This is a genomic window from Bradyrhizobium zhengyangense (assembly GCF_022012435.1).
Taxonomy (GTDB): domain Bacteria; phylum Pseudomonadota; class Alphaproteobacteria; order Rhizobiales; family Xanthobacteraceae; genus Bradyrhizobium; species Bradyrhizobium zhengyangense.
Map to the genome: position 1 here is coordinate 934,360 of NZ_JAKLUA010000001.1, position 21,971 is coordinate 956,330.

Consider the following 21,971-nt stretch of genomic DNA (forward strand, 5'->3'; position numbering starts at 1 on the left):
TCAACTCGACCGAACCATGCCGGATTAACGTGTCGCCGCGTTGTTTCGGACCACTTCTGCCATGCAGCTGCAACCTGGGCTTTGCCTCTCGATCCGCGGTCGGAAAATGGCTGCTTGTGTCCTGTTCGCACTTGCCCTTGGCCTTTCACCCTCGGCGCTAGGAGCGCAGGACGAACTCAAGCTGAGTGAACCGCAGGCGAGAAATCTTGGCGTGCGCGTCGTTCATCCGATCGCAAGCAAGACCGACCTGACGCTGCCATACCCCGTCCAGATCGTGATTCCCACGCCGCAATTGTGGGTCGTCAGCGCCCCCGTGGCCGGCATGGTCGCCAATCTATCGGTCGGCCGCGGCGATCGCATTTCGGTTGGCCAGCCACTGGTCACCCTGGAGAGTCCAAGCTTCGTCTCTCAACAGCGCGACTACCTGCACGCGATCGCGCAGGAGCTGCTCGCAAACCAGCAGCTCAAGCGCAACATGGATCTGTTCGAGGGCAAAGCCGTGCCGCAACGCGTGCTGGAGGCGAGCCAGGCCGAGGCGCGCCAGGCGACGCTCGTCGCCGCCGAACGCCGACAGATGCTGCGTCTGACCGGCATGTCCGACGAGGCAATTTCGCGCCTCGGTCAGGACGCCTCGATCAGCGCCACGCTGACCGTCAACGCGCCGCAGAGCGCATCCGTGGTCGACGTGGTTATATCGCCGGGGCAGCGGCTCGAACAATCCGCGCCGCTAATCAAGCTGGCGCGGCTGTCGCCGCTATGGGCCGAAATCGCGGTTCCCGCTACCAAGATTCCCGCGATCCGCGCTGGCGCGAAAGTCGAAATCGAAGGCTATTCCACGCCCGGTAAGGTCGTACTGGTTTCCGAGACAACAGATCCCGCGACCCAGACCATCCTGGTCCGCGCGGAGGTCCCCAACGACGGCGAGCTGCATCCCGGCCAGACGGCCGCAGCACGCATCGGCTTCCTCTCCGCCGGCGAAAGCGCTTGGGAGATTCCCTATGCGGGGCTGATCAGGCGGGGCGAGCAGACGTCGGTGTTCGTCGCTTTCGACGGCGGTTTCCGACTCGTTCCGGTCACGCTCCTGGCCGAAGACCAGGACCATGTCGTGATATCCGGCCCGATCACCGACCGCGACGAGATCGCGATCGGCGGCATCTCGGCGCTTCGCGGCATTCTCTCGGGGCTTGGGCAATAAATGCTCCGGCACCTGGTCGCATTCGCGCTTTCGCAGCGGCTATTCGTCGTGCTGAGCGTGTTGCTCTTGATCGGTGCTGGTGCCGTCCTCCTGCCAAGCCTGCCGATCGACGCATTTCCCGACGTCTCGCCGGTTCAGGTGAAGATCATCATGAAGGCGCCGGGCCTGACGCCCGAAGAGGTCGAGCAGCGCATCACGGTGCCCGTCGAACTCGAACTGCTCGGACTGCCGAACAAGAAGATCCTGCGTTCGACCACGAAATACGCACTGGCCGACATCACCGTCGACTTCGAAGACGGCACCGACATCTACTGGGCGCGAAACCAGGTTTCCGAACGACTATCGAACATTTCACGTGATTTCCCCGACGGGGTGACCGGCGGTCTTGCGCCGATTACGAGCCCCCTCGGCGAAATGTTCATGTTCACGATCGACAGCGACGAGCTTTCGCTCGCCGAGCGCCGCACCCTGCTCGATTGGATAATCCGTCCGGCCCTGCGTACAGTGCCGGGCGTTGCCGACGTCAACGCGCTCGGCGGTTACGTGCGCGCCTTCGAGATCGTTCCGCGCAATGATGCACTTGCCGCCCGTGGTATTTCCTACGACCTGTTTCGCCGGGCGATCGAGGCCAACAGCCGCAACGATGGCGCCGGACGGGTGAACCAGGGCGAGGACAGCGCCCTGGTCCGGATCGAAGGCAGCATCCGTTCGATCGAGGACATCAAGGCCATCGTGGTGGAGGTGCGCGAGGGGGTGCCTATCCTCGTCAACGACGTGGCGAGCGTCAAAGTCGGGACACTGACGCGCTATGGTGCGGTCACGTCGAATGGGCGCGGCGAAACCGTCGAGGGGCTCGTGCTCGGCCTGCGCGGCGCCAACGCGGGACAGCTCGTCCGCGACGTGCGTGCACGCCTTGCGGAGCTGCAGTCCTCGCTGCCGAAAAGCGTTTCCATCAACGTGTTCTATGACCGCAGTCGTCTGGTCGATCGTGCCGTGGGGACCGTCGTGCGAGCTCTCGGCGAGGCCACCGCCCTTGTCATCGTTCTGCTGCTGCTCTTCCTCGGCAACTGGCGAGCCTCGCTGGTGATCGCCCTCAGCCTGCCGCTGGCCATCGTCATTGCACTGATCGTCATGCGGGTCGTGGGAATGTCGGCCAACCTGATGAGTCTCGGCGGACTTGCGATCGCGATCGGCATGCTGATCGACGCGCTGGTCGTCGTAGTCGAGAACATCGTCGGGAACCTCGGTCAGCACGCCCCCGGCAAAGGGCCTCCCCTGATCCATCTGGTGTACCGCTCGGTCTGCGAAGTCCTGGAGCCGGTGGCCTCGGGCGTCCTCATCATCATCATCGTGTTTGTACCCCTGCTAACGCTCCAGGGACTTGAGGGGAAGCTGTTCATTCCTGTCGCGCTGGCGATCATCTTTGCGCTCGCCGGCTCACTGCTGCTTGCTCTCACCGTGATTCCGGTCGCGACGTCCTTCCTGCTCAAATCTGCCTCACATCGCGACCCCCTGGTGGTTCGCGCGGCCCAGCGCGTTTACGCACCGGCCTTGAACTGGGCCTTGAGCAACGAGCGCAAGGTGATGGCCGCGGCGCTGATCGGCCTCGTCGCCGCGGGCTTTGCCTATTCGAAACTCGGCAAGACGTTCATGCCGACGATGGACGAAGGCGACGTCATTGTCAGCGTGGAGACGCTTCCCTCCGTCAATCTCGACGAATCGCTTGCCATGAATCGGGGGCTGCAGACCGCACTCCTCGCGGTGCCGGATATCGCCGGCATCGTCGCAAGGACCGGATCCGACGAGCTCGGCCTCGACCCCATGGGGCCCAACCAGACCGACACGTTCCTGGTGCTGAAGCCGGCGGCCGAGCGGCAGACCGAGGACCGCGAAGCCCTGCTCCAAAAGCTGCGCGATGTTCTTGCCGGCTTTCCCGGCATCTCGCTCAGCTTCACCCAACCCATCGACATGCGCGTGCAGGAGATGATCAGCGGCGTGCGAGGCGACGTCGCAGTCAAGATATTCGGTCCTGACATCGCAAAGCTGAATGAAACGGCAGCAAAGCTGTCGGCCATCCTCTCCGGCATTGATGGTGCAGAGGACGTCTACACCACGCTCAACGAAGGCGCTCAATATTACACGGTTTCCGTCAATCGAATGGAGGCCGGACGTCTCGGCCTGACGGTTGACGCCATCACCAACTCGCTCCGCACCCAGATCGAGGGCCGAACGATCGGAACCGCGCTGGAAGAGGGACGCCGCACTCCCATTCTCGTCCGCGGCAGCGAAACGACCCGGGAGGCGCCGACGCTGCTCGCGAGCCTTCCGTTGACGCTCGCATCGGGGCAGCACGTCGCGCTGTCGCAAGTCGCGCGAATTCAACGCGTCGACGGCCCGGTCAAGATCGACCGCGAGGATGGCACCCGTATGAGCGTCGTTAGAGCCAACATCAGGGGCCGCGACATGGTCGGCTTCGTCGAAGCGGCCCGCCAGAAGGTCGGCGCGGAACTCCAGCTCCCAGATGGCTACCGGCTGACGTGGGGCGGACAGTTCGAGAACCAGCAACGCGCTTCGGCACGCTTATCCGTGGTCGTCCCCGTGGCAATCGGTCTGATTTTCGTGCTGCTCTTCACCACGTTCGGCGCCATCCGCCAAGCCTTGCTTGTGCTCGTGAACATTCCCTTCGCCCTGATCGGCGGCGTGTTCGCGCTAGTCGCCACGGGTGAGTACCTGTCGGTACCCGCCTCGGTCGGATTCATCGCTCTGCTCGGGATTGCCGTCCTCAACGGTGTCGTTCTGGTCTCCCACTTCAATCAACTGCGTGCCCACGGCCTGAGCGAGCATCGTATCGTTGTCGAAGGCGCCATGCGCAGGCTTCGGCCGGTGCTGATGACCGCGAGCATCACGGCGCTCGGCTTGGTTCCGCTGCTGTTTGCCTCGGGTCCGGGATCCGAAGTCCAGCGACCGCTTGCGGTCGTCGTCATCGGAGGGTTGTTGTCCTCCACGGTACTGACCTTGATCCTTCTGCCGATCCTGTATCGCCGCTACGGCGGCACCTCGAAGGTGGCCAAATGACCGACCAGCCGGTCTGCCTCACGCTGATCGTGCCGCGTCAGCTTCGTGAAGAGGTGTTCGACTATCTCGCCGAACAGAGCGACCTTGTCTCGGGCTTCACCGCCTCCCACGCGGCCGGGCACGGCGGCGAAGTCCGACTGCACACCGCCGCTGAACGCGTCCAGGGCCATGCCGATCAAGCCATGGTGAAGGTCGTACTGGCGCGGGACGACGCCACCCGCCTGATCGAGCGGCTCAGGGTTTCGTTTGCCGGCACCAAACTCGTCTACTGGGCGACGCCCGTAACGGAATTCGGCATCATCGACTGAACAATCAGCCTTCGGCAGACGCCTTGGCGTGTGCCTCGGAGGCTTCGAGCGCGGCGGCATGCAGGCTGCGCCGGCGCCAGATCGCGCCGACCAGCAGCACGACGACGACACCAAGCGCGCCGCAAAGATATTCGGCGCCCTCGCCGCCATGGGCGAATTGCGGCGGGATATGCAGAGTGCCGAGCATCCGGTCCAGCGAAACGCCAAACGGACCTTCCGAGAGCGAATGCAGCTTCGGCGCGATGCCGGGATCGGTCGCGATCACCTCGCCAGCGATCCAGCCGAGCAGCGCCGCACCGGCCCAGACCAGAATCGGCAGTTTCGACAACAGCGCCATGATCAGCGCCGCACCGGCTACGATCAGCGGCACGCTGATGGCAAGGCCGAGGACCAGGAGCGGCACGCTGCCATTGGCGGCGGCGGCGACCGCGATGACATTGTCCAGACTCATGACGATGTCGGCGACGACGACGATCTGCACCGCCTGCCACAGATGTGAGGCGGACTCGACGTCCTCCTCCTCGTTCTCCGGCACCACCAGCTTTGCCGCGATCACGATCAGCGCCAGGCCGCCGACCAGCTTCAGGTACGGCAGCGCCATCAGGCTTGCGACGACGCCGGTGAAGATGATCCGCAGCAGGACGGCCGCGCCGGCGCCGAGCGCCATGCCCCACAGCCGATGCCGCGGCTTGAGGCCGCGGCAGGCAAGCGCGATCACCAGCGCGTTGTCGCCTGAGAGCAGGATGTTGATCCAGATGATCTTGCCGACCGCGATCCAGAAGGTCGGCTCAGCCATCTCATTGCGGAACTGGGTGAAGAATGCCCCGATCGTGGCGGGATCGAAGATCTGCCCGAGCCAGTTCACAATGAGTCCCCTGTCGACTTAACCGATCGGCTGGTTAGCCGACGATCTCGTTGCCCGAGAAAAACTGCGCGATCTCGATCGCAGCGGTCTCCGGAGCATCCGAGCCGTGAGCCGAGTTCTCGCCGATCGACTTGGCGTAGAGCTTGCGGATGGTGCCCTCGGCCGCCTTCGACGGATCGGTCGCACCCATGGCGTCTCGGTACTTGGCGATGGCGTTCTCGGCTTCCAGCACCTGAACCACGACCGGGCCCGAGGTCATGAACTCGACCAGTTCGCCGAAGAACGGACGGGCCTTGTGGACGGCGTAGAAGGTTTCGGCCTGTTCCTTGGTCATGCGGATGCGCTTCTGTGCAACGATGCGCAGGCCCGCCTTCTCGATCACGGCGTTCACGGCGCCGGTCAGGTTACGCGCGGTGGCGTCGGGCTTGATGATCGAGAAAGTGCGTTCGATGGCCATGATCTTGTCCTTGAAGAGAAAAAGGGTCGTTCGGAGTTGCGGGGCTTATATCGGCGCCTTTGCGATCCGGCAAGCGAGTGCCGGAACGCCCCGAAGGGCGCTTCGCCGCGGGCGAAGACCTGAAATCCCGGCCGGATTCCAACATGGATTACAACGATTTCACCCAGATGAACCCAATCTGAAGGCCCTGTCAGGGTTTGGTTCAGCCTCGCTGGCGTATCGTCAGCTCCATCGAAACCGAAGCCTTCTGACGAGGCGGACCGTTTCGGCGGCCTTTCCATCGACGCGATTGCCCCGCGCCGGCAGTTTTGAGGAGATCACGATGTTGAGGAAACTTTCGCTCGCTGCAGTCGCCGCGGTCGCCCTGGGGGCCGCACTCGCCCCCACCTCCGCCTCCGCTCACTGGCATGGCGGCTGGGGCTGGCATGGCGGCGGCTGGTATCACGGCGGGGGCTGGGGCTGGGGCGGACCGCGCGTCTACGCTGCACCCGTCTCCTACGGTTACGGCGGCTGCTATGTGCGCCGGCTGGTCCCGACCCCCTGGGGACCCCGCTGGCGGCTGATCAACCGGTGCTACTGAGCCCGAACAACTCATTCCCTGACAACCCGAGGTACTGTTCCCCCCGCAGTACCTTCCAAGAGAGGCCCCGGTGATCCCCCCCCACCGGGGCCTTATCTTTGGGCAGATACAGCGAATTCATACAATTTTTACTAGAATCCCAGCCATCCCCAACGCTTGGCGAAACCATTTTGGGGGCCAATGACTTGGTACCGTGTCGTTACTTTGAACACTGGGAACCCTGAGATGGCTGGCCTTTTTGCCGATGACAGCGAACAGATCGACCGGCGCACCAGCCGCTCCATCTGCGATGCCGTGGGCGAGCGGCTTCAGCAGAGCATGCGCCCCGAACCCCGGCTCCCGACGCATCTCGAGCAGCTCTTGAACGAGCTGAGGAAGCGTGACCTCGATCCGCACTGACAAAAAATCGGGTTGCGTTTGATCCCGCCTGCGGTGACAAGGCCGCATGCTCACCATCACCGACCTCTCCGTCCGTCTCGCCGGACGCCTTCTGATCGACGACAGCTCTGTGCAGATCACGCCGGGCGCACGCGTCGGCATGGTCGGGCGCAACGGCACCGGCAAATCGACGCTATTCAAGGTGATCCGCGGCGAGCTTTCGGCCGAGCACGGCTCGGTGACCCTGCCGCCCCGCTGGCGTATCGGCAGTCTGGCGCAGGAAGCCCCGAACGGGCCCGAAAGCCTGATCTCGGTCGTGCTCAAGGCCGACCTCGAACGCGAAGCGCTGCTCACTGAGGCCGAGACCGCCACCGATCCGCACCGGATCGCCGAGATCCAGACGCGCCTCGTCGACATCGACGCCCATTCAGCGCCGAGCCGCGCCGCCGCAATTCTCTCGGGCCTCGGCTTTTCCGCCGCGGACCAGCTGCGTCCCTGCGCCGAATTTTCCGGCGGCTGGCGTATGCGCGTCGCGCTCGCCGCGACGTTGTTCGCGGCCCCCGACCTTCTACTGCTCGACGAGCCCACCAACTATCTCGATCTCGAAGGCACGCTGTGGCTGGAAGATCATCTCGCGCACTACCCGCGCACGGTGATCGTGATCAGCCACGACCGCGACCTGCTTGAAAGCTCGGTCGACCAGATCCTGCATCTGGAGCGCGGCAAGCTCACGCTCTACAAGGGCGGCTACTCCTCTTTCGAGGAGCAGCGCGCCGCACGCGAGCTGCTCGATGCCAAGGCCGTCAAGCGGCAGGAGGCCGAACGCGCCCGCCTGCAGGCCTTCGTCGACCGTTTCAAGGCCAAGGCGTCCAAGGCGCGCCAGGCACAGTCTCGCGTGAAAATGCTGGAGCGGCTCAAGCCGATCACGGCGCTGGTGACCGAGGACGTCCGCGAGATCACCTTTCCGGCACCTGAGAAATTGCTATCGCCGCCAATCATCGCCGTCGACAACGTGTCCGTCGGCTACGATCCGGCAACGCCGGTGCTGAATCGCGTCACGCTGCGCATCGACAATGACGATCGCATCGCGCTGTTAGGTGCCAACGGCAACGGCAAGTCGACGCTGGTCAAGCTGCTCGCCGCGCGTCTTGCGCCCTTCTCCGGCAAGGTGACGCGCGCCGACAAGCTGTCGATCGCCTATTTCGCGCAGCACCAGCTCGACGAGCTGAACGAGGACGCCTCGACCTACGACCACGTCCGCAAGCTGATGGGGAGCGATGCACCCGAAGCCAAGGTCCGCGCACGCGCCGGCGCGATCGGCTTTTCCGGCAAGGCCGCCGACACCAAGGCGGGAAAGCTCTCGGGCGGCGAGAAAGCGCGGTTGCTGCTGGGGCTTGCCACCTTCTTCGGCCCCAACATGATCATCCTGGACGAGCCGACCAACCATCTCGACATCGACAGCCGCGCCGCGCTGGCCGAGGCCATCAACGAGTTTCCCGGCGCGATCATCATGGTCTCGCACGACCGCTATCTGATCGAGGCCTGCGCCGACCAGCTCTGGATCGTCGCCGACCGCACCGTGACCAATTACGACGGCGACCTCGACGAGTATCGGCGCCTGGTGCTGTCCGCGCGCAATGCGGAACCCGCTCAGCGCGAGCGCAGCGCTCAAATCGAAAAGCCTCAGCGTGTGAAATCAGACAATCGCGGCTCGCTGAAGAAACGCATCGCCGAAGCCGAGAGCGAGATCGCCCGGGTCACCGAGATCATCTCCAAGATCGACACCGCGCTCGCCCTCCCCGACATTTTCACGCGCGACCCCAAGCAGGCCGCGCAACTGTCGAAGGCGCGCGCCAACGCCGCCGACGCGCTGGCGCGGGCGGAGGAGCAGTGGCTGGAGGCGAGCGCACAGTTCGACGAGGCGGCCAGCTAGCTTTGGCGACCGGCCGATTAGGCGTCCCGTTAAAATCTGAAAACAACCCCATGCACAGTAGCCGAGGGATTTGCCAGACGAGGCCTGCACCTCGCGGCAAACCCTGATCGTGCAAAGAGGGCCAACCGGCCCTCTTTGCTTGCTTAATGCTGATTCTGCTCAGCGAACCTTCTCCGGCTCCTTGCGGGGGGCGAAGGTGCCGCCCCGGGGCGGCGGGGTGACCCCGATATGCGGCGGGGGCGTCACGATGATGCGCGGCGGCGGTTTCACGCCGATATTCGGCGGTGGCGGGGTCACCCCGATACGCGGCGGCGGAGTGATGCCGACGTGCGGAGGCGGCACGACGACGCCCTTGGGCGGAGGCACCACGACCGGCGGTGCCCTGATGATGGGCGGCGCGACGTGCGGCAAGGGTGCAGTCCCGACGCAGGCGCGACGGTTGGCGTCGGGATGCTGGCCCGGCGGACAGCAGACGCCGTCAAGCGTCGCCTGGCTCGCGAGACAGCAGCCGCCGCCAGGCAGTTGCGTGTAGCCGGGGAAGCAGCCGGTTGCAGCCTGGCTGCCGCCGACACACTTCTGGCCGTCGAAGGTCTGTCCGGTCGGGCAGAAGCAGGCCGGCGCGGCTCCAGCGGCGACGATACCCGGCGACGACGGACAACACTGCCCGTTCGCCTTCTGCACGGTATTGCTTGGGCAGGGCTGCTGCTGCATGCAGGCACCAGTCAGCGGGCTGGCGACCGTGCCGGCCGGACAGCCCTGACAGCTCCCATCAGTCTGCGGCGTGGTGCCCGACGGACAGCAGATGCCGGTATTGCTGATCTGCTGTTGCGGACAGGACGGCAACCAGCTGTGCTGGCCGCAGCTCCCGTCAGCTTGCGGCGTCTCTCCCGCCGGACAGCACACGCCCGTTGAGGTCAGCTGGCCGACCGGGCAGACCTGCTGCTGGCCGCCGCAGCTGCCGTTGGCTTGCGGGAATTGGCCCTGCGGGCAGCATTGGCCCGAAATGGTCAGCTGCTGCGGCGGACATTGCTGCTGCTTGCAGCTGCCGTCCGGCTGCGGCGTCTGGCCCTGCGGGCAGCACTGGCCGGTCGAGGTCAATTGCTGCGGCGGACAGAAGTTCAGCGTTATGACGCACTCGCCGTTGGGCAACGGTTTCTGACCTTGCGGGCAGCACTTGCCCGTCGAGGTCAGCTGCTGCGGCGGGCAGCCTCCCTGCTGCGGGCCGCAGACACCGAACGCGTTCGGCACCATGCCGGCCGGGCAACATTGTGTGGTCGGGAATGCCAGCGAATCGCCCGAGCACAGCTCGTGACACTGGCCGTCGAGCCCGATCTGTTGGAGATGACCATTCGGTCCAGGCTGCGCACACATGTTCTCCTGTGGAGTCGACTCGCAGGTGTAGTCCGTCCACATGTCGCCGCCGTCGTGCTTGGCGGGGACCAGCGTGAAGCCGGCCATACACACCGCACCGGGTGGCTTGGGACAAAGACCGCCGGTCTGTGCATTGATTTGCGTGCCGTCGAAACAGGTGATGTCGGTGTAATCGATATTGTTCGGATCCGGCGGCGGCATGGCGCCGAAGAAGCACATCGCGCTCGAAGCCGCATCGTTAGCGCCGTTCGCACACAACGACGTGCACTGGCCGCCGGGCCCCGGTGTTTGGAAGCTGGGGCAGCATTGCAAGCCGGGCTGCTGGCTGCTGCCAGGCGGGCAGATGCAGGGCTGACCCGGCAGGCAGGTGCAGCCATGCGATCCTGGCCACGGGCAGAACGGTCCGGCCGGCGGCAGCGGCAGTCCGATGCCGAAACCAAAGCCGGGATACCAGGGGCGCAGGATCGGCGGCAGGCGCAGCGTCACGCGCGCGCAGCCAAGCGGAATCGCGATGTCGCCGATCTGGCCGCGCGCGGCCGGATCGTCGAAGCGATCGTCCTTATCGATGAAATAGCTCGACCACGGCGGCACGTTGGCGGGTGCAACCATTTCGACGCCATTGCCCTGCATGCCGTTGACATTGGCGGGGCCGCCGAGTGAAAGCCTCAGCGTGGTCGCGGTGTCGTTGGCGACACGCAAGCGCTCGCCGGTCGACCACAGGAAGCCGCCGCAACTCGTGCGGTCGATGGCACCATCGGCCGCGTATCGATATCCGATCGCGATGCCGCCATTGCCGTTGGTCATCTGCGCCGGGAAACCGATCGCGTACTGATCGGGCTGGGCCTGCCAGCGCGGTCCCGACGGATTGCCGGTTGAGACCGGCGTGTAACGCAGCACGCGCGAAACGCCCTCCTGGGCAAGCGCGACCATGGCGTAGTCACCGGTCGGCGCGGCGCGCTCGGCGAGCAGCATGTTGCCGCGCGCATCGAACAGGATCTTGGAAATCTCGGTCGGCGCCAGGCTCGGCGGCACCGTAACCTCGATCCGCGGATCCTTGCCGAAGCTGCCACCGGCGATCGAGACCGACCACACCTGCAGGCCTTCCGTCACCGCGTAGTAAAGACGGCCGTCATGCACCGCGAGGCCGAACACCAGCCGCGCCGCCGGCGCGTAGCGCCAGGTCGCCGGATTTTCGGTCGAGAACGCGGGCGCAGTAATATCAAGCCGCATCGCAGGATTGTACGGAACCGGCTGCGCGCCGGCCGCCGGGCGGCCCTGCACGCCATGATCAAAGCGGCCACGCTCGCTACCGTCGAGTCCGAATTGATGGATCATGCCGGTCGCGCGGTCGGCGACGAAGATCGACTGCGAAGCGCCATCGAAGGCGAGCCCGCCGAGCGCGGGACCGGGATTGGCGGCGCCGTTGAGCGTGACATTGGCAAACAACTGCACCGCGCCGCTTGTGCCGTCGATGCGCCAGATCGAACCGGGACCGCCCGACGACGGACCGAACAGGCCGCTCATGAAGCTGGCATTCGCGGCGCCCTGCTGCACACGATCGGCCAAGCCATCGCCGTCCTTGTCAGGCACCACGATCGGCAGGCCGTAGGCGGATGTCGCCGCGACATAGATGTTTGGCGGGCTGGCATTGTCGAGCGTGATGCCGAACACCTGGCCGACCTGTGCGGCCGTGGCCGCGAACGGCTTCGGCGCAGTCACAACTTGCGCCTGCGGCGGCCCGCCCATGCTCTGCAAATCGACGACGCGCACCGATACGCCGTTGGGATCGATATAGGTCTTGTCGAGCGGATTGACGCCAGGCGCCACCACCACCGGCGGCGTCACGCCGGAGAAACCGGTAAGCGCGGCATTGCCGTCGGCGACCACTTGCGCCAGCGCTGGCGCCGCGGCGGCAAGCGAGACCAGCAACGCAAGGAACACCGATCTGATCGTCCGCTTGAACCCGCGCGCCGGACGCTGACTGGCCGGATGAACCGCGCCCGTAACGGGACGAGCCCTGCTCCCGCTCATTGACTTCTTGAACATTGAATGATGTTCGGACGCCATGCGCATGCCAGCCTCCACAGTACGAGCACGTGACGATAACGGAGGTGTTGAGAGCCCGAATTGATCCAGCGCAACGCAAGCGCCCCGATCAATCGGTCCGCAATTGAGCATCACTCGAAAGCTAAACGACTAAATCGCGGGAGATTTGCTGATGTGGTTTCGCCGATGGCTCTTTCATCCGGCGCCACGCATAAATCATCTCAATTGGGAACAGACATCACCAATTGCTGTCGCAATGCTCACAATCGCAATCATCGGCACTCGCTGAGACCCGCCTCTCGGGCCGCTGCGGGAGCGCCCTGGAGCCGCGACACAACCTATTGAAATAGCTATAGCTTGGCGAAGCTAGCGTTCCCGCATGATTTCGTGCCGGTAGCGCTGGAGCGGCGACAGCAGGTAGCTCAGGATGGTGCGTGAGCCGGTCCTGATCTCGGCGGTCACCGCCATACCCGGGGTCAGGTTGACGAGCCGGTCGTCCACTTGCATCTGTGTGCGATCGAGCGCGATGGTCGCGCTGTAGCTGAGTTCCTGCCCGTTCGGCTCGCTGCTGTCGTGTTGCGCGCCCGGCGCGCGGTCGCCGCGCTCCGGCGGACGGTCGCGGATGATCGCGTCCTGCGAGACGCTGACGACGCGGCCTTGCAGCAGGCCGTAGCGAGTGAAGTTGAAGGTGTCGATCTTGATCGCGGCGCCCTGCCCGGCCTCGACGAAGCCGATGTCGCGGTTGGAGATCATCGCCTCGATCTCGAGGTGCGTGTCTGACGGCACGATCACGAGCAGCGACTGCGCCGGCGTGACCACGCCGCCGACAGTATGGACCGCAAGCTGCTGGACGACGCCGTCGACCGGTGATGTCAACTGCTGGAGGTTGGTCCGCTGCTGCGCCTTGATCAGGTCGCGCGCGAGGCCATTTGCCTTCTGCTCGCTCTTGGCGAGCTCGTCGGACAGGCTTTTGCGATATTCGGCCACCGCCTGGATGCGGGTCTCCCGGATCGCGGCGACGGCCGACTCGGCTTCCTTCAAACGGCTGCGCTGGACACCAAGCTCCTCCTGCTGCTCGATCTGGAGCTGAAGCGTCTCGTAATAGGTCAGCTTCGAGCCGATCTCCTTCTCCATCAGCGTCCTGCGGATATCGACGCGCTGCTCGGTCACGGGGAGCAGTGCATCCAGCTTGTGGATCGTCGCTGCGATGGTCTGATGCTCGGCCTCCTTCTGCGCTTCCTGACGCTCGAGCGAGGCGAGCTTGGCACGGTGCTCGCCGACCTGGCTGGCGAGAAGCTGCCGCTGCGTCGCGACCAGCAACGGATCGGCATCATCAGGCGGAACGAGATCAGCGGCGCCATCTTCGCCGGCGCTCAAGGCGGCGCGGAGGCGCGCGCTGTTGAGCCGTTCGGCCATGAGATCGTCGTGCAGATGGTCGCGCTCGGCTGCATTCACGGTCGGATCGAGCTCGATCAGCACGTCGCCCGATTTGACTACCTGCCCGTCCTGCACGTGGATGGCGCGCACAACGCCCGTCTCAAACGGCTGCACCACCTTGCTTCGCCCGCTCGACACGACCTTGCCGGTCGCTGACGCCACGATGTCGATCGTGCCCCAGGCGGACCATGCGAGCGCCACGCAGACCAGGGCCATCAACGTAAACGCGATTCCTCGGCCGAGCGGTGACGGCGGGGTCTCGGTGATCTCCAGCGCTGCGGGCAGGAAGGCGGTTTCCTCGGCTCGCCGGCTCTTCCCGCTCCTGAAGGGAACGACTGACGGTTCCGGCTTCGAGGCCGGCACTAATCTAGCCGACCTCATAAATCCCTCCCTGAAGCCTGTGCAGGGTGGCGTAGCGGCCGCCGTTCCTGATGAGCGCGTCATGCGTGCCGTCCTCGACCAGGCGGCCGTGCTCCAGCGTGAAGATACGATCGGCGCCGCGAACGGTGGAGAGACGATGCGCGATGATCAGGACGGTGCGCCCCTTCGCGATCTCCTTCATGTTGTCATGGATGATCCGCTCGCTCTCATAGTCGAGCGCGCTGGTCGCTTCGTCGAAAATCAGGATGCGTGGATTGGTCACCAGTGCGCGGGCGATCGCGATGCGCTGGCGCTGCCCGCCCGAGAGTGTCGAGCCCCGCTCGCCGACCACAGTGTCGTAGCCCTCGGGCAGCTCCAGAATGAAATCATGCGCGCCCGCAAGCCTTGCCGCCTCCATGATGCGGTCCATCGGCAGGGTCGGATCGGCCAGCGCAATGTTGTCGCGCACCGAGCGGTTGAACAGCATGTTCTCCTGGAGCACGATACCGATCTGCCGCCGCAACCAGGCTGGATCAGTCATCACCAGATCCATGCCGTCGATCAGCACGCGGCCGCTCTGCGGCACGTAGAGCCGCTGCACCAGTTTTGCGAAGGTGCTCTTGCCCGAGCCCGAGGAGCCGACGATGCCGACGGTCTGGCCGGCCGGAATTTCGAACGAGACGTCGTGCAAGATTTCCGGCCCTTCGAGCCGGTAGCGAAACGCGACGCGCTCGAAGCGGATGTTGCCCCGGAGCGGTGGCAGCCCGGCGCGGCCAGCGGAATAGGCTGGCTCCGCCGCGCTGTTGAGGATGTCGCCAAGACGCGCGATCGAGAGCCGCGCCTGGTGAAAATCCTGCCACACCTGCGCCAGCCGCAGCACCGGCGCCGAGACGCGCCCCGCGAAGATGTTGAAGGCCACAAGTTCGCCGACGGTCAGGGCGTCGCCGATCACCAGCCGCGCTCCGGCATAGAGGATCGCCGCGGTGACGACCTTGCTGACGAGCTGCACGAGCTGGCTTGCGGTGTTGCCGAGACTGGTGACGCCAAAGCTCGCGGAGACGTAGCCTGCAAGCTGCTCCTCCCAGCGGCGCTGCATCTGCGGCTCGACCGCCATTGCCTTCAGCGTCTCGATGCCGCTGACGCTTTCGACCAGGAACGCCTGGTTCTCGGCACCGCGGCGGAATTTCTCCTCCAGCCGGCGGCGAAACAGCGGCGTCGCCACCGCCGAGATCGCGATGTAGAACGGGAATGAGGCCAGCACGATGCAGGTCATCACGGGCGAATAGGCGAACATCACCGCCAGGAACACCGAGGTGAAGACCAGGTCGACCAGCAGCGTCAGCGACGACGAGGTGATGAAATTTCTGATGTTCTCGAGCTCGCGGACCCGCGCCACGGAATCGCCGACGCGCCTCGCCTGAAACCAGGCCATCGGCAGGGCCAGCAAATGATGGAACAGGCGTGCGCCCAGCTCGACGTCGATGCGGTTGGTCGTATGCGAGAACAGATAGTTGCGCAGAATGCCGAGCGCGGTGTCGAACAGCGAGACGACGACGAGACCGATGACGAGCACATCGAGCGTGGACAGCGAGCGATGTACCAGCACCTTGTCGATCACGACCTGAAAGAACAAAGGCGAGACCAGCGCGAAGAGCTGGAGGAAGAACGAGGCCGCCACCACCTCGCCGAACAGCCTTCTATATTTGCCGATCGCGGCGATGAACCAGGTGATGTCGAAACGCCGTCCGAGGTCGGATAACCCGGCCCGCCGGGTCATCAGGATCAAGCCGCCGTCCCAGATGGCAGACAGCTCGTCGCGCTCCATCAATACCGGCCGCTGCGCATGCGGCGACTGCACCAGCACCTTGTCGGCGGAGGCTTTGGCGATGACCATGAAGCTGCCGTCACGCAGGACCGCGATCGCCGGCAGCGGGCTGTCCGCCAGCCGGCTCCACCGCGTGCGATAGGTCCGGGCTTTCAGTCCAAGAGATCTGGCGCAGCGGATGATGTCCGCTGCGCCGAAGCTTGCCGCACCTTGCCGGTGCCTGAGCTGATCGCGGTCGGCGGCCACGCCTTGCAGATGAAGCAAGGTCAGGAGAGCGTCGAGACCGGTATCGGTAGACACCGCATTCACTGCCATGGGCGTTCTCTGGAGTGGAGCGGCTTGAGCGAGACGGGTCTACATTGAATCGAGTTTGGCCCACGGCAGCACTCTCTCCGTTCCCTCCCCCCTTGTGGGGTCCGAGGCGAGCGAAGCTCGCTCTCGAGGTCAGGGAGGGGGGTGCCATACGGGGACTCTTTCCGTCGCTTTCGCGCTTGCTGCGTCATCAACAACCTGCACCTTTTTCTGGGCTACCCCTCTCCCTAGCCCTCCCCCACAAGGGGGGAGGGAACGCACCTTCGTCGGCGCGCTGGACGGGCTCATTCCGGCCGGCCTTGCCGTCAGGCGTGCTGTGGCGGAGCGAGCGTCTGGGTCTGCGCCGTGTGCGGATCGGCCAGGGGCATTGCGCCATGGCCATCGCCTGCGGGAACGAAGCTCCCCGCCATGGCCTGGTTGAGCAGCATCGCGGCCGCCATCGCCGCGCCATCCTGGATGAGGACGTTGTTGCCGGTGCCGCCATCGAGGACGTCCTGGCCGGGGCCACCGATCAGAACATCGTCCCCTGCCCCACCCAGCAGCGTATCGTTGCCGGAGCCACCGATCAGGACGTCGTCGCCATTGCCGCCGTTGGCAACCAGCTGGATGCCACCCTGCAGGCCTGAGGCTGTGATGACGTCATCGCCGTCGAGGCCGTTGATGACGAGCCGGTCGCCGGCCCCCGCATCGGTGATGTTGATGTCCTGGCCGAGGCCCGACACCGTGATGATGCCGTCGTGCTCGGTCACCGTGATGACGTCGCTGCCGGCGGTTCCGTTGACGGTCACAGTATCGGCGGCGCCGTCGTTAGCGCCGAGGTCGAGATTGACCTGGTTGACGCTGGTGCCGGAGAGATCGTTGACGGTGATGTTGTCGGCGCCGCCGAGCGCGTTGAAGTCGATGTGTTCGACCCCGTGCAGGTCCATCGCGATGCTGGCGACGTCGCGGGTGAATAGCACCCGATCGCCATTGGCCGAGATGCCGATGTTCTCGTTGATGTTGGCCCCGTTGAACAGCAGCGTGTCGGTGCCCTTGCCGCCTTCGACGGTGTCGCTGCCGTCGCCGGGATTCCAGACGAAGGTATCGTCGCCGGCGCCGAGATTGGCGACATCGTTGCCGCGTCCGCCATTTACGATGTCATTGCCGGCGCTCCCGGTAATGATGTCGTTGCCGTCGCCGCCGTTGATGTTGAAGCTGGCGAGCTGGCCGGCCTTGATCGCGGAAGCATCGATGACGTCGTTGCCACCTCCGCCGTTGACGGCGAGCACATCACCGGCATCGGCGTGCGCGACCGTCACCTGGGCGGCCAGACCGTTGACCACGATCGATCCGCCTGAGGTCACAACCTTGATGGTGTCATCGCCGGCGGTGCCATTGACCGTCACGCGGTCCGCAGCACCGTCGCCGCTCTGGCTGCCCGGGCCGGCGCTGAGGTCGATGGCGACCTGCGTGACGTCGGTGCCGGAGAGGTCGTTGACCGTGATGTTGTCGGCACCGCCGGCCGCGGCGATCTGCACGTGCTCGACGCCGTTGAGATCCATGGTCACAGCGCCGACGTCACGGGCGAGAAGCGCACGGCTTCCGTTCGCCGAGATCGACATGTTCTCGGCTACATTAGAGCCGTTGAACACGAGCGTATCCGTTCCCGCCCCTCCCTCGACGGTATCGCTGCCGTCACCGGGATTCCAGGTGAAGAGATCGTCACCCGCACCGAGGAGCGCCACGTCATTGCCGCGGCCGCCGGTGACCTTGTCGTTGCCATCGCCGCCGATCAGGAGGTCGGCACCTTGACTGCCGGTGATGGTGTCGTTGCCTGCGCCGCCGTCGATGGTGAGGCCGATCACCGCTGCGAGCGTGGATGCGTCAACGACGTCGTTGCCGCCGAGCGCCTGGATAACCAGCCGGTCGTTGGCGGCCTCCGCATTCGCGATGGTCACGACTTCAGGCAAACCGGTGACCGTGACCGTAGTGCCGACGGCCGTGACCTGGATATGTTGATTGCCGTTGGTCCCGTTGACGGTCACCGTATCGGCCGCGCCGTCGCCTTGCGTGCCGCCGGGAACGGCACCGAGATCGACCAGCACCTGCTTAACGCCGGTCCCGGTAAGGTCGCCAACGTTGACGTTGTCGGCGCCACCGCGCGCATCGAACTCGATCGCTTCGATGCTGTTGAGGTCCATTGTGATGTTGGCGACATCGCGGGTGAAGCGTACCCGGCCGCCATTGGCCGAGATATCGATGTTTTCGTTGATATTGGCGCCATTGAACACGAGCTTGTCGTTGCCGGATCCGCCCTCTACCGTGTCGCTGCCGTCGCCGGGATTCCAGATGAAGGTGTCATCGCCTGAGCCGAGTTGGGCGACGTCGTTGCCGCGTCCGCCGCTGACGATGTCGTTGCCGGAGCCGCCGATCAAGAGATCACTGCCGTCACCGCCGGTGATCGTATCATTGCCGGCGCCGCCATCGAGCGTGAGCGAGATCAGGCTGCCGAGACCGTTGCCGGCCGTGATGACATCGTCGCCGCCGCCGGCGTGCAACACGAGATTTTCCGTCGTGCCGATGTCGAGCGAAAATGGCGCCGGGCTCGTCTCGTCGAACCGCACGCGCGTCCCGTTTGCCGTGATGGTGAAGGTCTCCGAGGCATTGCTGCCGTTGATCTGCGCGGTGTCGTTGCCGTCGCCGCCCTCGAACACGTTGCTGCCGCCGCCGGGATTCCAGATCATGAGGTCGTTACCGGCCTCGCCGAAAAGCTGGTTATTGCCGCTGCCGCCGTCGAGCGTGTCGTTGCCCGCGCCGCCGAACAGCAGATCGTTGCCGCCGCCGCCCTTGATCACATCGTCGCCGGCCTGACCGAACAGAAGATCGTTGCCCGAGCCGCCCGTGATCCTGTCGTTGCCGTCGCCTCCGAAAATCTGAACCGCCGGCATCGGTCCGTGGCTTTCGTCGACGGTGATCGTATCGTCGCCGCCTTGCCCGAAAATCTCGATCGCGTTGGTGTTGGCAACAGTGGGATCGCCACCGACCGTTTTCACAGAACCGTTATTGACCAGGATGCGACCGGACTTGTCGCGACCGATCACGAGGCCGTTATTCGCACTGTCGCCGAAGATGGTGAGTTGCCCCGTAACCGGGGAAAAAACCGAGGTAATAGACATCCAAATTATCCTTCGATCGATCTAGCCCCTCCTTCGAGGCGTAGCAGCCGCGAACACGACATTCTTGAATGGCTGCTTGAGACGGGCGTGTTTATTTCTGGAGATTTCCTCCAGATTTCCTGCGCGCCGATCTTGGACCGCGGCGGACGTGATGGCGCGCGCACGTTGCGATGCGCTCGGTTCGCATTGCGAAACTATGTCGACACGCTCGGTAAAGATGCCTTTGCGGAATTTGCTGCGGCAGGTCGCGCACCGTGCTACGGAGCAGGCAGTAACCTTTTCGGCCAAGGAACATTTTTGAATAGGCAATTTTGAGGGAGATCGCAGATGTCGTCACCTGAACCGATCAGATTCACCGACGGCGCGGCTTACGAACGTTTCATGGCGCCTTGGAGCCGATCGGCCGGCAATCTGTTCCTCGACTGGTTGGTAAGGCGCCCGGGACTGGCCTGGGCGGATATAGGCGCCGGCAACGGTGCGTTCACCGAGCTTATTCTTGCGAAGGCCACTCCTTCGTCGGTTTGCGCGATCGATCCCTCCGACGCACAGATTGCGACGGCGCGGCAAAAGTTCACGGCAAAGCCAGTCGAGCTGTCGATCGGCGATGCGATGGCCCTTCCCTACGACGCCAATCGCTTCGACGTCGCGGTGATGGCGCTGGTCCTGTTTTTCGTTCCCGACCCGCGCAAGGGTGCATCGGAAATGGTCCGCGTCACCAAGCCCGGCGGCATGGTTGCGTCCTATACCTGGGACATCATGCGGGGCGGCACGCCCACGCAGCCGCTGTGGGAAGAATTGGATGCCCTGCGCATCCCCGCGGCGCGCCCGCCGAGTGCGGATATCTCTCGCTTTGAGGCGCTGAAGGCGCTCTGGGCGGAGCTCGGTCTGCGCGAGGTCGAGACACGCGAGCTGGTCGTCGAGCGGACATTTGCCGATTTCGACGACTATTGGCTGTCGATGGTGGTGAGCAGCCCGAGCGGCATCGTGGGAAAGCTCTCGGACGCGGAGAGCGCGGAGCTCAGGCGCCGACTACAGTCGCGACTGCCGTCAAGCGCGTCTGGTGCGATCACGGTGCATGCATCGGCCACCGCGATCAAGGGACGCAAGGCCGCCTGATGATTGGTGGTACTGTCCCCTCGCATCCTGGCGGTCGGCGCCAAGGATGAGCGCATGGAGATGCGAGTCCAGCAAGTGATGCGCCTGCTTGCCGCCGCCGTTTTCGCGTCGTTCGCGGCGACGCTTGCAGTCATCCCGCATTTTCTGCAGGTCGAGGACGCGATCACCATCGTTCTTGTGACGCAAGGTCTGAACGCGGCCATGATGATGTTCACGGCCGCAATTGCGCACGCCCTGCTGTTTGGTCTTCCACTCTTTCTGCTGGTCCGCCGCAAACGGTCGCGCGTCGGGATTGTTGCCTGCGCGCTCGGAGGCTTCCTCGTCGGCGCAACGCCATTTGGCATCCTGGCATTGCTGTCCATGATCAGTGGCGGCAAGCCGACATTCAGCAATGACTTGCCGACTGAGTTTGGCTGGACTGATTACGTCCGAAGCGTGGGACTCGCGGGGTTGTCGGGCCTTGTCGGCGGCGTCGCCTTTTGGGCAACCACGCGGCCCTCCGAGTCCATTGCGAAATCGTGGAGCATCGTGTCTGCCGCCGCTGCGCTGACCTGCGGCATATTCATACTCCCCATCGTCGTGAGGGATAGAAGCTGCCACGTCATCTTCACGTCGGCCCGAACAGAAATCTTCGCAAATCTGAAAGTGCCGGCCGACGCCTGGCAAAAGCTCGAGCAAAAATTTGCTGACTTTGGTCAAGCGCATGAGCTGTCGCTTCTGCGCGATGAACACACGCAAGAAGGACGCCTGATGTGGCGCAGCCTGAACCTGTGCAACGATGCCGGAGTTAACATCGACGTTTACGACGCGCCATGGCTCGCGTACTCGCGTTCTCCTCTTGCGGACGAAGGCATGACGCTGAGCATTTACTCGCAAAAGCCGGATGCGGATTGGAGACCGCTCGCACGCCAGCTGCTCAGCGAGATCGGAACCACTTAGTCCGAAACAATCACGTTCCGGGGACGGAGCGGCCACCCCCTGTCGTTCGAAGATGCAATGAACGGGCGATCATAGCCGCCCCGGCGACCTGTCAGGTCGCCGCCTTCTTCTTCGCCTTCGGCTTCACCGGCCTGGCGACGACCGGCGGCTCCGGCGTGCCTTCGATCGCGGTGAGGCGCCCCGAGGTGAAGGTGTAGATGCCTGCGCGCGGACCCGTCGTCCACGTGACCACCGCGACGCGACGGCCAGCGGCATCGCTGGAGAGATTGACGGTCGAGGGCGCGCCGATGCCGCGCACCACGTCGCATTCGGTGTGGCCGAGCGCGACTGTGCCGCCAACTGGCGCCGGTGCAGTGGTCGACGCATTGGCGTCGGCGGGACCGGGCGGCGGCGCCATGCCGGGGCAAGCGCCGTCGGCGCTGACGAGATCCTCAGCGCCAACAGGCTTGTCGGGGGTCAGCGGCGGCGATTCGATCGAGATGTTCTTGATGAACAGGCGGCTCGGCTTGTTGAACCATTCAGCGTCTTTGGCGGACGTCAGCATGTCGGATGCGCCCGCGCAGCCCGCCATCAGCGGTGCGACGGCGACCAATACCAGGAGCGACTTTGGAAGCTTTTG

The 21,971-nt window shown here is 64.7% G+C and carries 15 protein-coding genes; 8 read left to right on the forward strand and 7 right to left on the reverse strand.

Translation table 11 applies throughout. From position 1 onward, the window contains the following. The first annotated feature begins 106 nt into the window (after positions 1 to 106). From L6637_RS04590 to L6637_RS04600, 3 genes are read left to right on the forward strand one after another with little or no spacing between them, the layout of a single operon-like run. Positions 107 to 1,195, forward strand: a complete 1,089-nt coding sequence (locus tag L6637_RS04590) for an efflux RND transporter periplasmic adaptor subunit (RefSeq protein WP_237858281.1) — start codon at positions 107 to 109, stop codon at positions 1,193 to 1,195. Next, on the forward strand, positions 1,196 to 4,270 hold the full coding sequence (locus L6637_RS04595) for an efflux RND transporter permease subunit (RefSeq protein WP_237869377.1): 3,075 nt from the start codon (positions 1,196 to 1,198) through the stop codon (positions 4,268 to 4,270). It begins immediately after the preceding gene. Then, positions 4,267 to 4,578 carry a DUF3240 family protein gene (locus L6637_RS04600; RefSeq protein WP_237858285.1) on the forward strand — a complete coding sequence of 104 codons (312 nt, stop codon included), beginning with the start codon at positions 4,267 to 4,269 and terminating at the stop codon, positions 4,576 to 4,578. Before L6637_RS04595 ends, L6637_RS04600 begins: the two co-directional genes overlap by 4 nt. A gap of 4 nt (positions 4,579 to 4,582) precedes the next feature. Here L6637_RS04600 and L6637_RS04605 read toward each other — a convergent pair whose 3' ends face one another. Beyond that, entirely contained in the window at positions 4,583 to 5,443 is an 861-nt protein-coding gene (locus L6637_RS04605; protein ID WP_237858288.1) for a TerC family protein, read from the reverse strand. A 34-nt stretch (positions 5,444 to 5,477) separates the two neighbouring features. Further along, positions 5,478 to 5,900 (reverse strand): nucleoside-diphosphate kinase, encoded by a 423-nt coding sequence (ndk, locus tag L6637_RS04610; protein ID WP_018645406.1) that lies wholly within the window; start codon positions 5,898 to 5,900, stop codon positions 5,478 to 5,480. A 322-nt stretch (positions 5,901 to 6,222) separates the two neighbouring features. On the opposite strand from ndk, the gene L6637_RS04615 reads away from it, so the two are divergent. The 3 genes from L6637_RS04615 to L6637_RS04625 all read left to right on the forward strand — a co-directional run bounded on the left by L6637_RS04615 (position 6,223) and on the right by L6637_RS04625 (position 8,791). After that, positions 6,223 to 6,480, forward strand: a complete 258-nt coding sequence (locus L6637_RS04615; RefSeq protein WP_237858290.1) for a sulfur globule protein precursor — start codon at positions 6,223 to 6,225, stop codon at positions 6,478 to 6,480. Positions 6,481 to 6,705: 225 nt separating this feature from the next. Next, positions 6,706 to 6,879: a hypothetical protein gene (locus tag L6637_RS04620; RefSeq protein ID WP_237858292.1), complete on the forward strand. Its 174-nt coding sequence runs from the start codon at positions 6,706 to 6,708 to the stop codon at positions 6,877 to 6,879. 46 nt (positions 6,880 to 6,925) lie between these two features. Further along, positions 6,926 to 8,791 carry an ABC-F family ATP-binding cassette domain-containing protein gene (locus tag L6637_RS04625; RefSeq protein ID WP_237858294.1) on the forward strand — a complete coding sequence of 622 codons (1,866 nt, stop codon included), beginning with the start codon at positions 6,926 to 6,928 and terminating at the stop codon, positions 8,789 to 8,791. 159 nt (positions 8,792 to 8,950) lie between these two features. Here L6637_RS04625 and L6637_RS04630 read toward each other — a convergent pair whose 3' ends face one another. The 4 genes from L6637_RS04630 to L6637_RS04645 form a co-directional block, all read right to left on the reverse strand. Continuing rightward, positions 8,951 to 12,103: a hypothetical protein gene (locus L6637_RS04630; protein WP_237858296.1), complete on the reverse strand. Its 3,153-nt coding sequence runs from the start codon at positions 12,101 to 12,103 to the stop codon at positions 8,951 to 8,953. A gap of 471 nt (positions 12,104 to 12,574) precedes the next feature. Further along, positions 12,575 to 14,026, reverse strand: coding sequence for an HlyD family type I secretion periplasmic adaptor subunit (locus tag L6637_RS04635; RefSeq protein ID WP_237858298.1), 1,452 nt, complete (start codon positions 14,024 to 14,026; stop codon positions 12,575 to 12,577). Further along, a complete protein-coding gene (locus tag L6637_RS04640) occupies positions 14,013 to 16,145 on the reverse strand; it encodes a type I secretion system permease/ATPase (protein WP_237858299.1) in 2,133 nt (710 codons plus the stop codon). The genes L6637_RS04635 and L6637_RS04640 overlap by 14 nt, the downstream gene beginning before the upstream one ends. A 302-nt stretch (positions 16,146 to 16,447) precedes the next feature. Continuing rightward, on the reverse strand, positions 16,448 to 19,297 hold the full coding sequence (locus L6637_RS04645; RefSeq protein ID WP_237869379.1) for a beta strand repeat-containing protein: 2,850 nt from the start codon (positions 19,295 to 19,297) through the stop codon (positions 16,448 to 16,450). A gap of 327 nt (positions 19,298 to 19,624) precedes the next feature. Between L6637_RS04645 and L6637_RS04650 the strand changes: the two genes are divergently transcribed. Together L6637_RS04650 and L6637_RS04655 are read left to right on the forward strand one after the other, a co-directional pair. Next, positions 19,625 to 20,413, forward strand: coding sequence for a class I SAM-dependent methyltransferase (locus L6637_RS04650; RefSeq protein ID WP_237869381.1), 789 nt, complete (start codon positions 19,625 to 19,627; stop codon positions 20,411 to 20,413). Between the two features lie 54 nt (positions 20,414 to 20,467). Then, entirely contained in the window at positions 20,468 to 21,352 is an 885-nt protein-coding gene (locus L6637_RS04655) for a hypothetical protein (RefSeq protein WP_237869383.1), read from the forward strand. A 91-nt stretch (positions 21,353 to 21,443) separates the two neighbouring features. On the opposite strand, the gene L6637_RS04660 is transcribed toward L6637_RS04655, so the two are convergent. Further along, complete coding sequence (locus tag L6637_RS04660; RefSeq protein WP_237859393.1) at positions 21,444 to 21,944, reverse strand: hypothetical protein; 501 nt, start codon at positions 21,942 to 21,944, stop codon at positions 21,444 to 21,446. Positions 21,945 to 21,971 lie beyond the last annotated feature (27 nt).

Bases quoted from the DNA above. Each gene is read 5' to 3' on its own strand.
- L6637_RS04590 (WP_237858281.1), top strand. From the start codon at position 107: ATGGCTGCTTGTGTCCTGTTCGCACTTGCCCTTGGCCTTTCACCCTCG.
- L6637_RS04600 (WP_237858285.1), top strand. From the start codon at position 4,267: ATGACCGACCAGCCGGTCTGCCTCACGCTGATCGTGCCGCGTCAGCTT.
- L6637_RS04650 (WP_237869381.1), top strand. From the start codon at position 19,625: ATGTCGTCACCTGAACCGATCAGATTCACCGACGGCGCGGCTTACGAA.
- ndk (WP_018645406.1), bottom strand. From the start codon at position 5,900: ATGGCCATCGAACGCACTTTCTCGATCATCAAGCCCGACGCCACCGCG.
- L6637_RS04620 (WP_237858292.1), top strand. From the start codon at position 6,706: ATGGCTGGCCTTTTTGCCGATGACAGCGAACAGATCGACCGGCGCACC.
- L6637_RS04615 (WP_237858290.1), top strand. From the start codon at position 6,223: ATGTTGAGGAAACTTTCGCTCGCTGCAGTCGCCGCGGTCGCCCTGGGG.
- L6637_RS04640 (WP_237858299.1), bottom strand. From the start codon at position 16,145: ATGGCAGTGAATGCGGTGTCTACCGATACCGGTCTCGACGCTCTCCTG.
- L6637_RS04655 (WP_237869383.1), top strand. From the start codon at position 20,468: ATGGAGATGCGAGTCCAGCAAGTGATGCGCCTGCTTGCCGCCGCCGTT.
- L6637_RS04645 (WP_237869379.1), bottom strand. From the start codon at position 19,297: ATGTCTATTACCTCGGTTTTTTCCCCGGTTACGGGGCAACTCACCATC.
- L6637_RS04625 (WP_237858294.1), top strand. From the start codon at position 6,926: ATGCTCACCATCACCGACCTCTCCGTCCGTCTCGCCGGACGCCTTCTG.
- L6637_RS04595 (WP_237869377.1), top strand. From the start codon at position 1,196: ATGCTCCGGCACCTGGTCGCATTCGCGCTTTCGCAGCGGCTATTCGTC.
- L6637_RS04635 (WP_237858298.1), bottom strand. From the start codon at position 14,026: ATGAGGTCGGCTAGATTAGTGCCGGCCTCGAAGCCGGAACCGTCAGTC.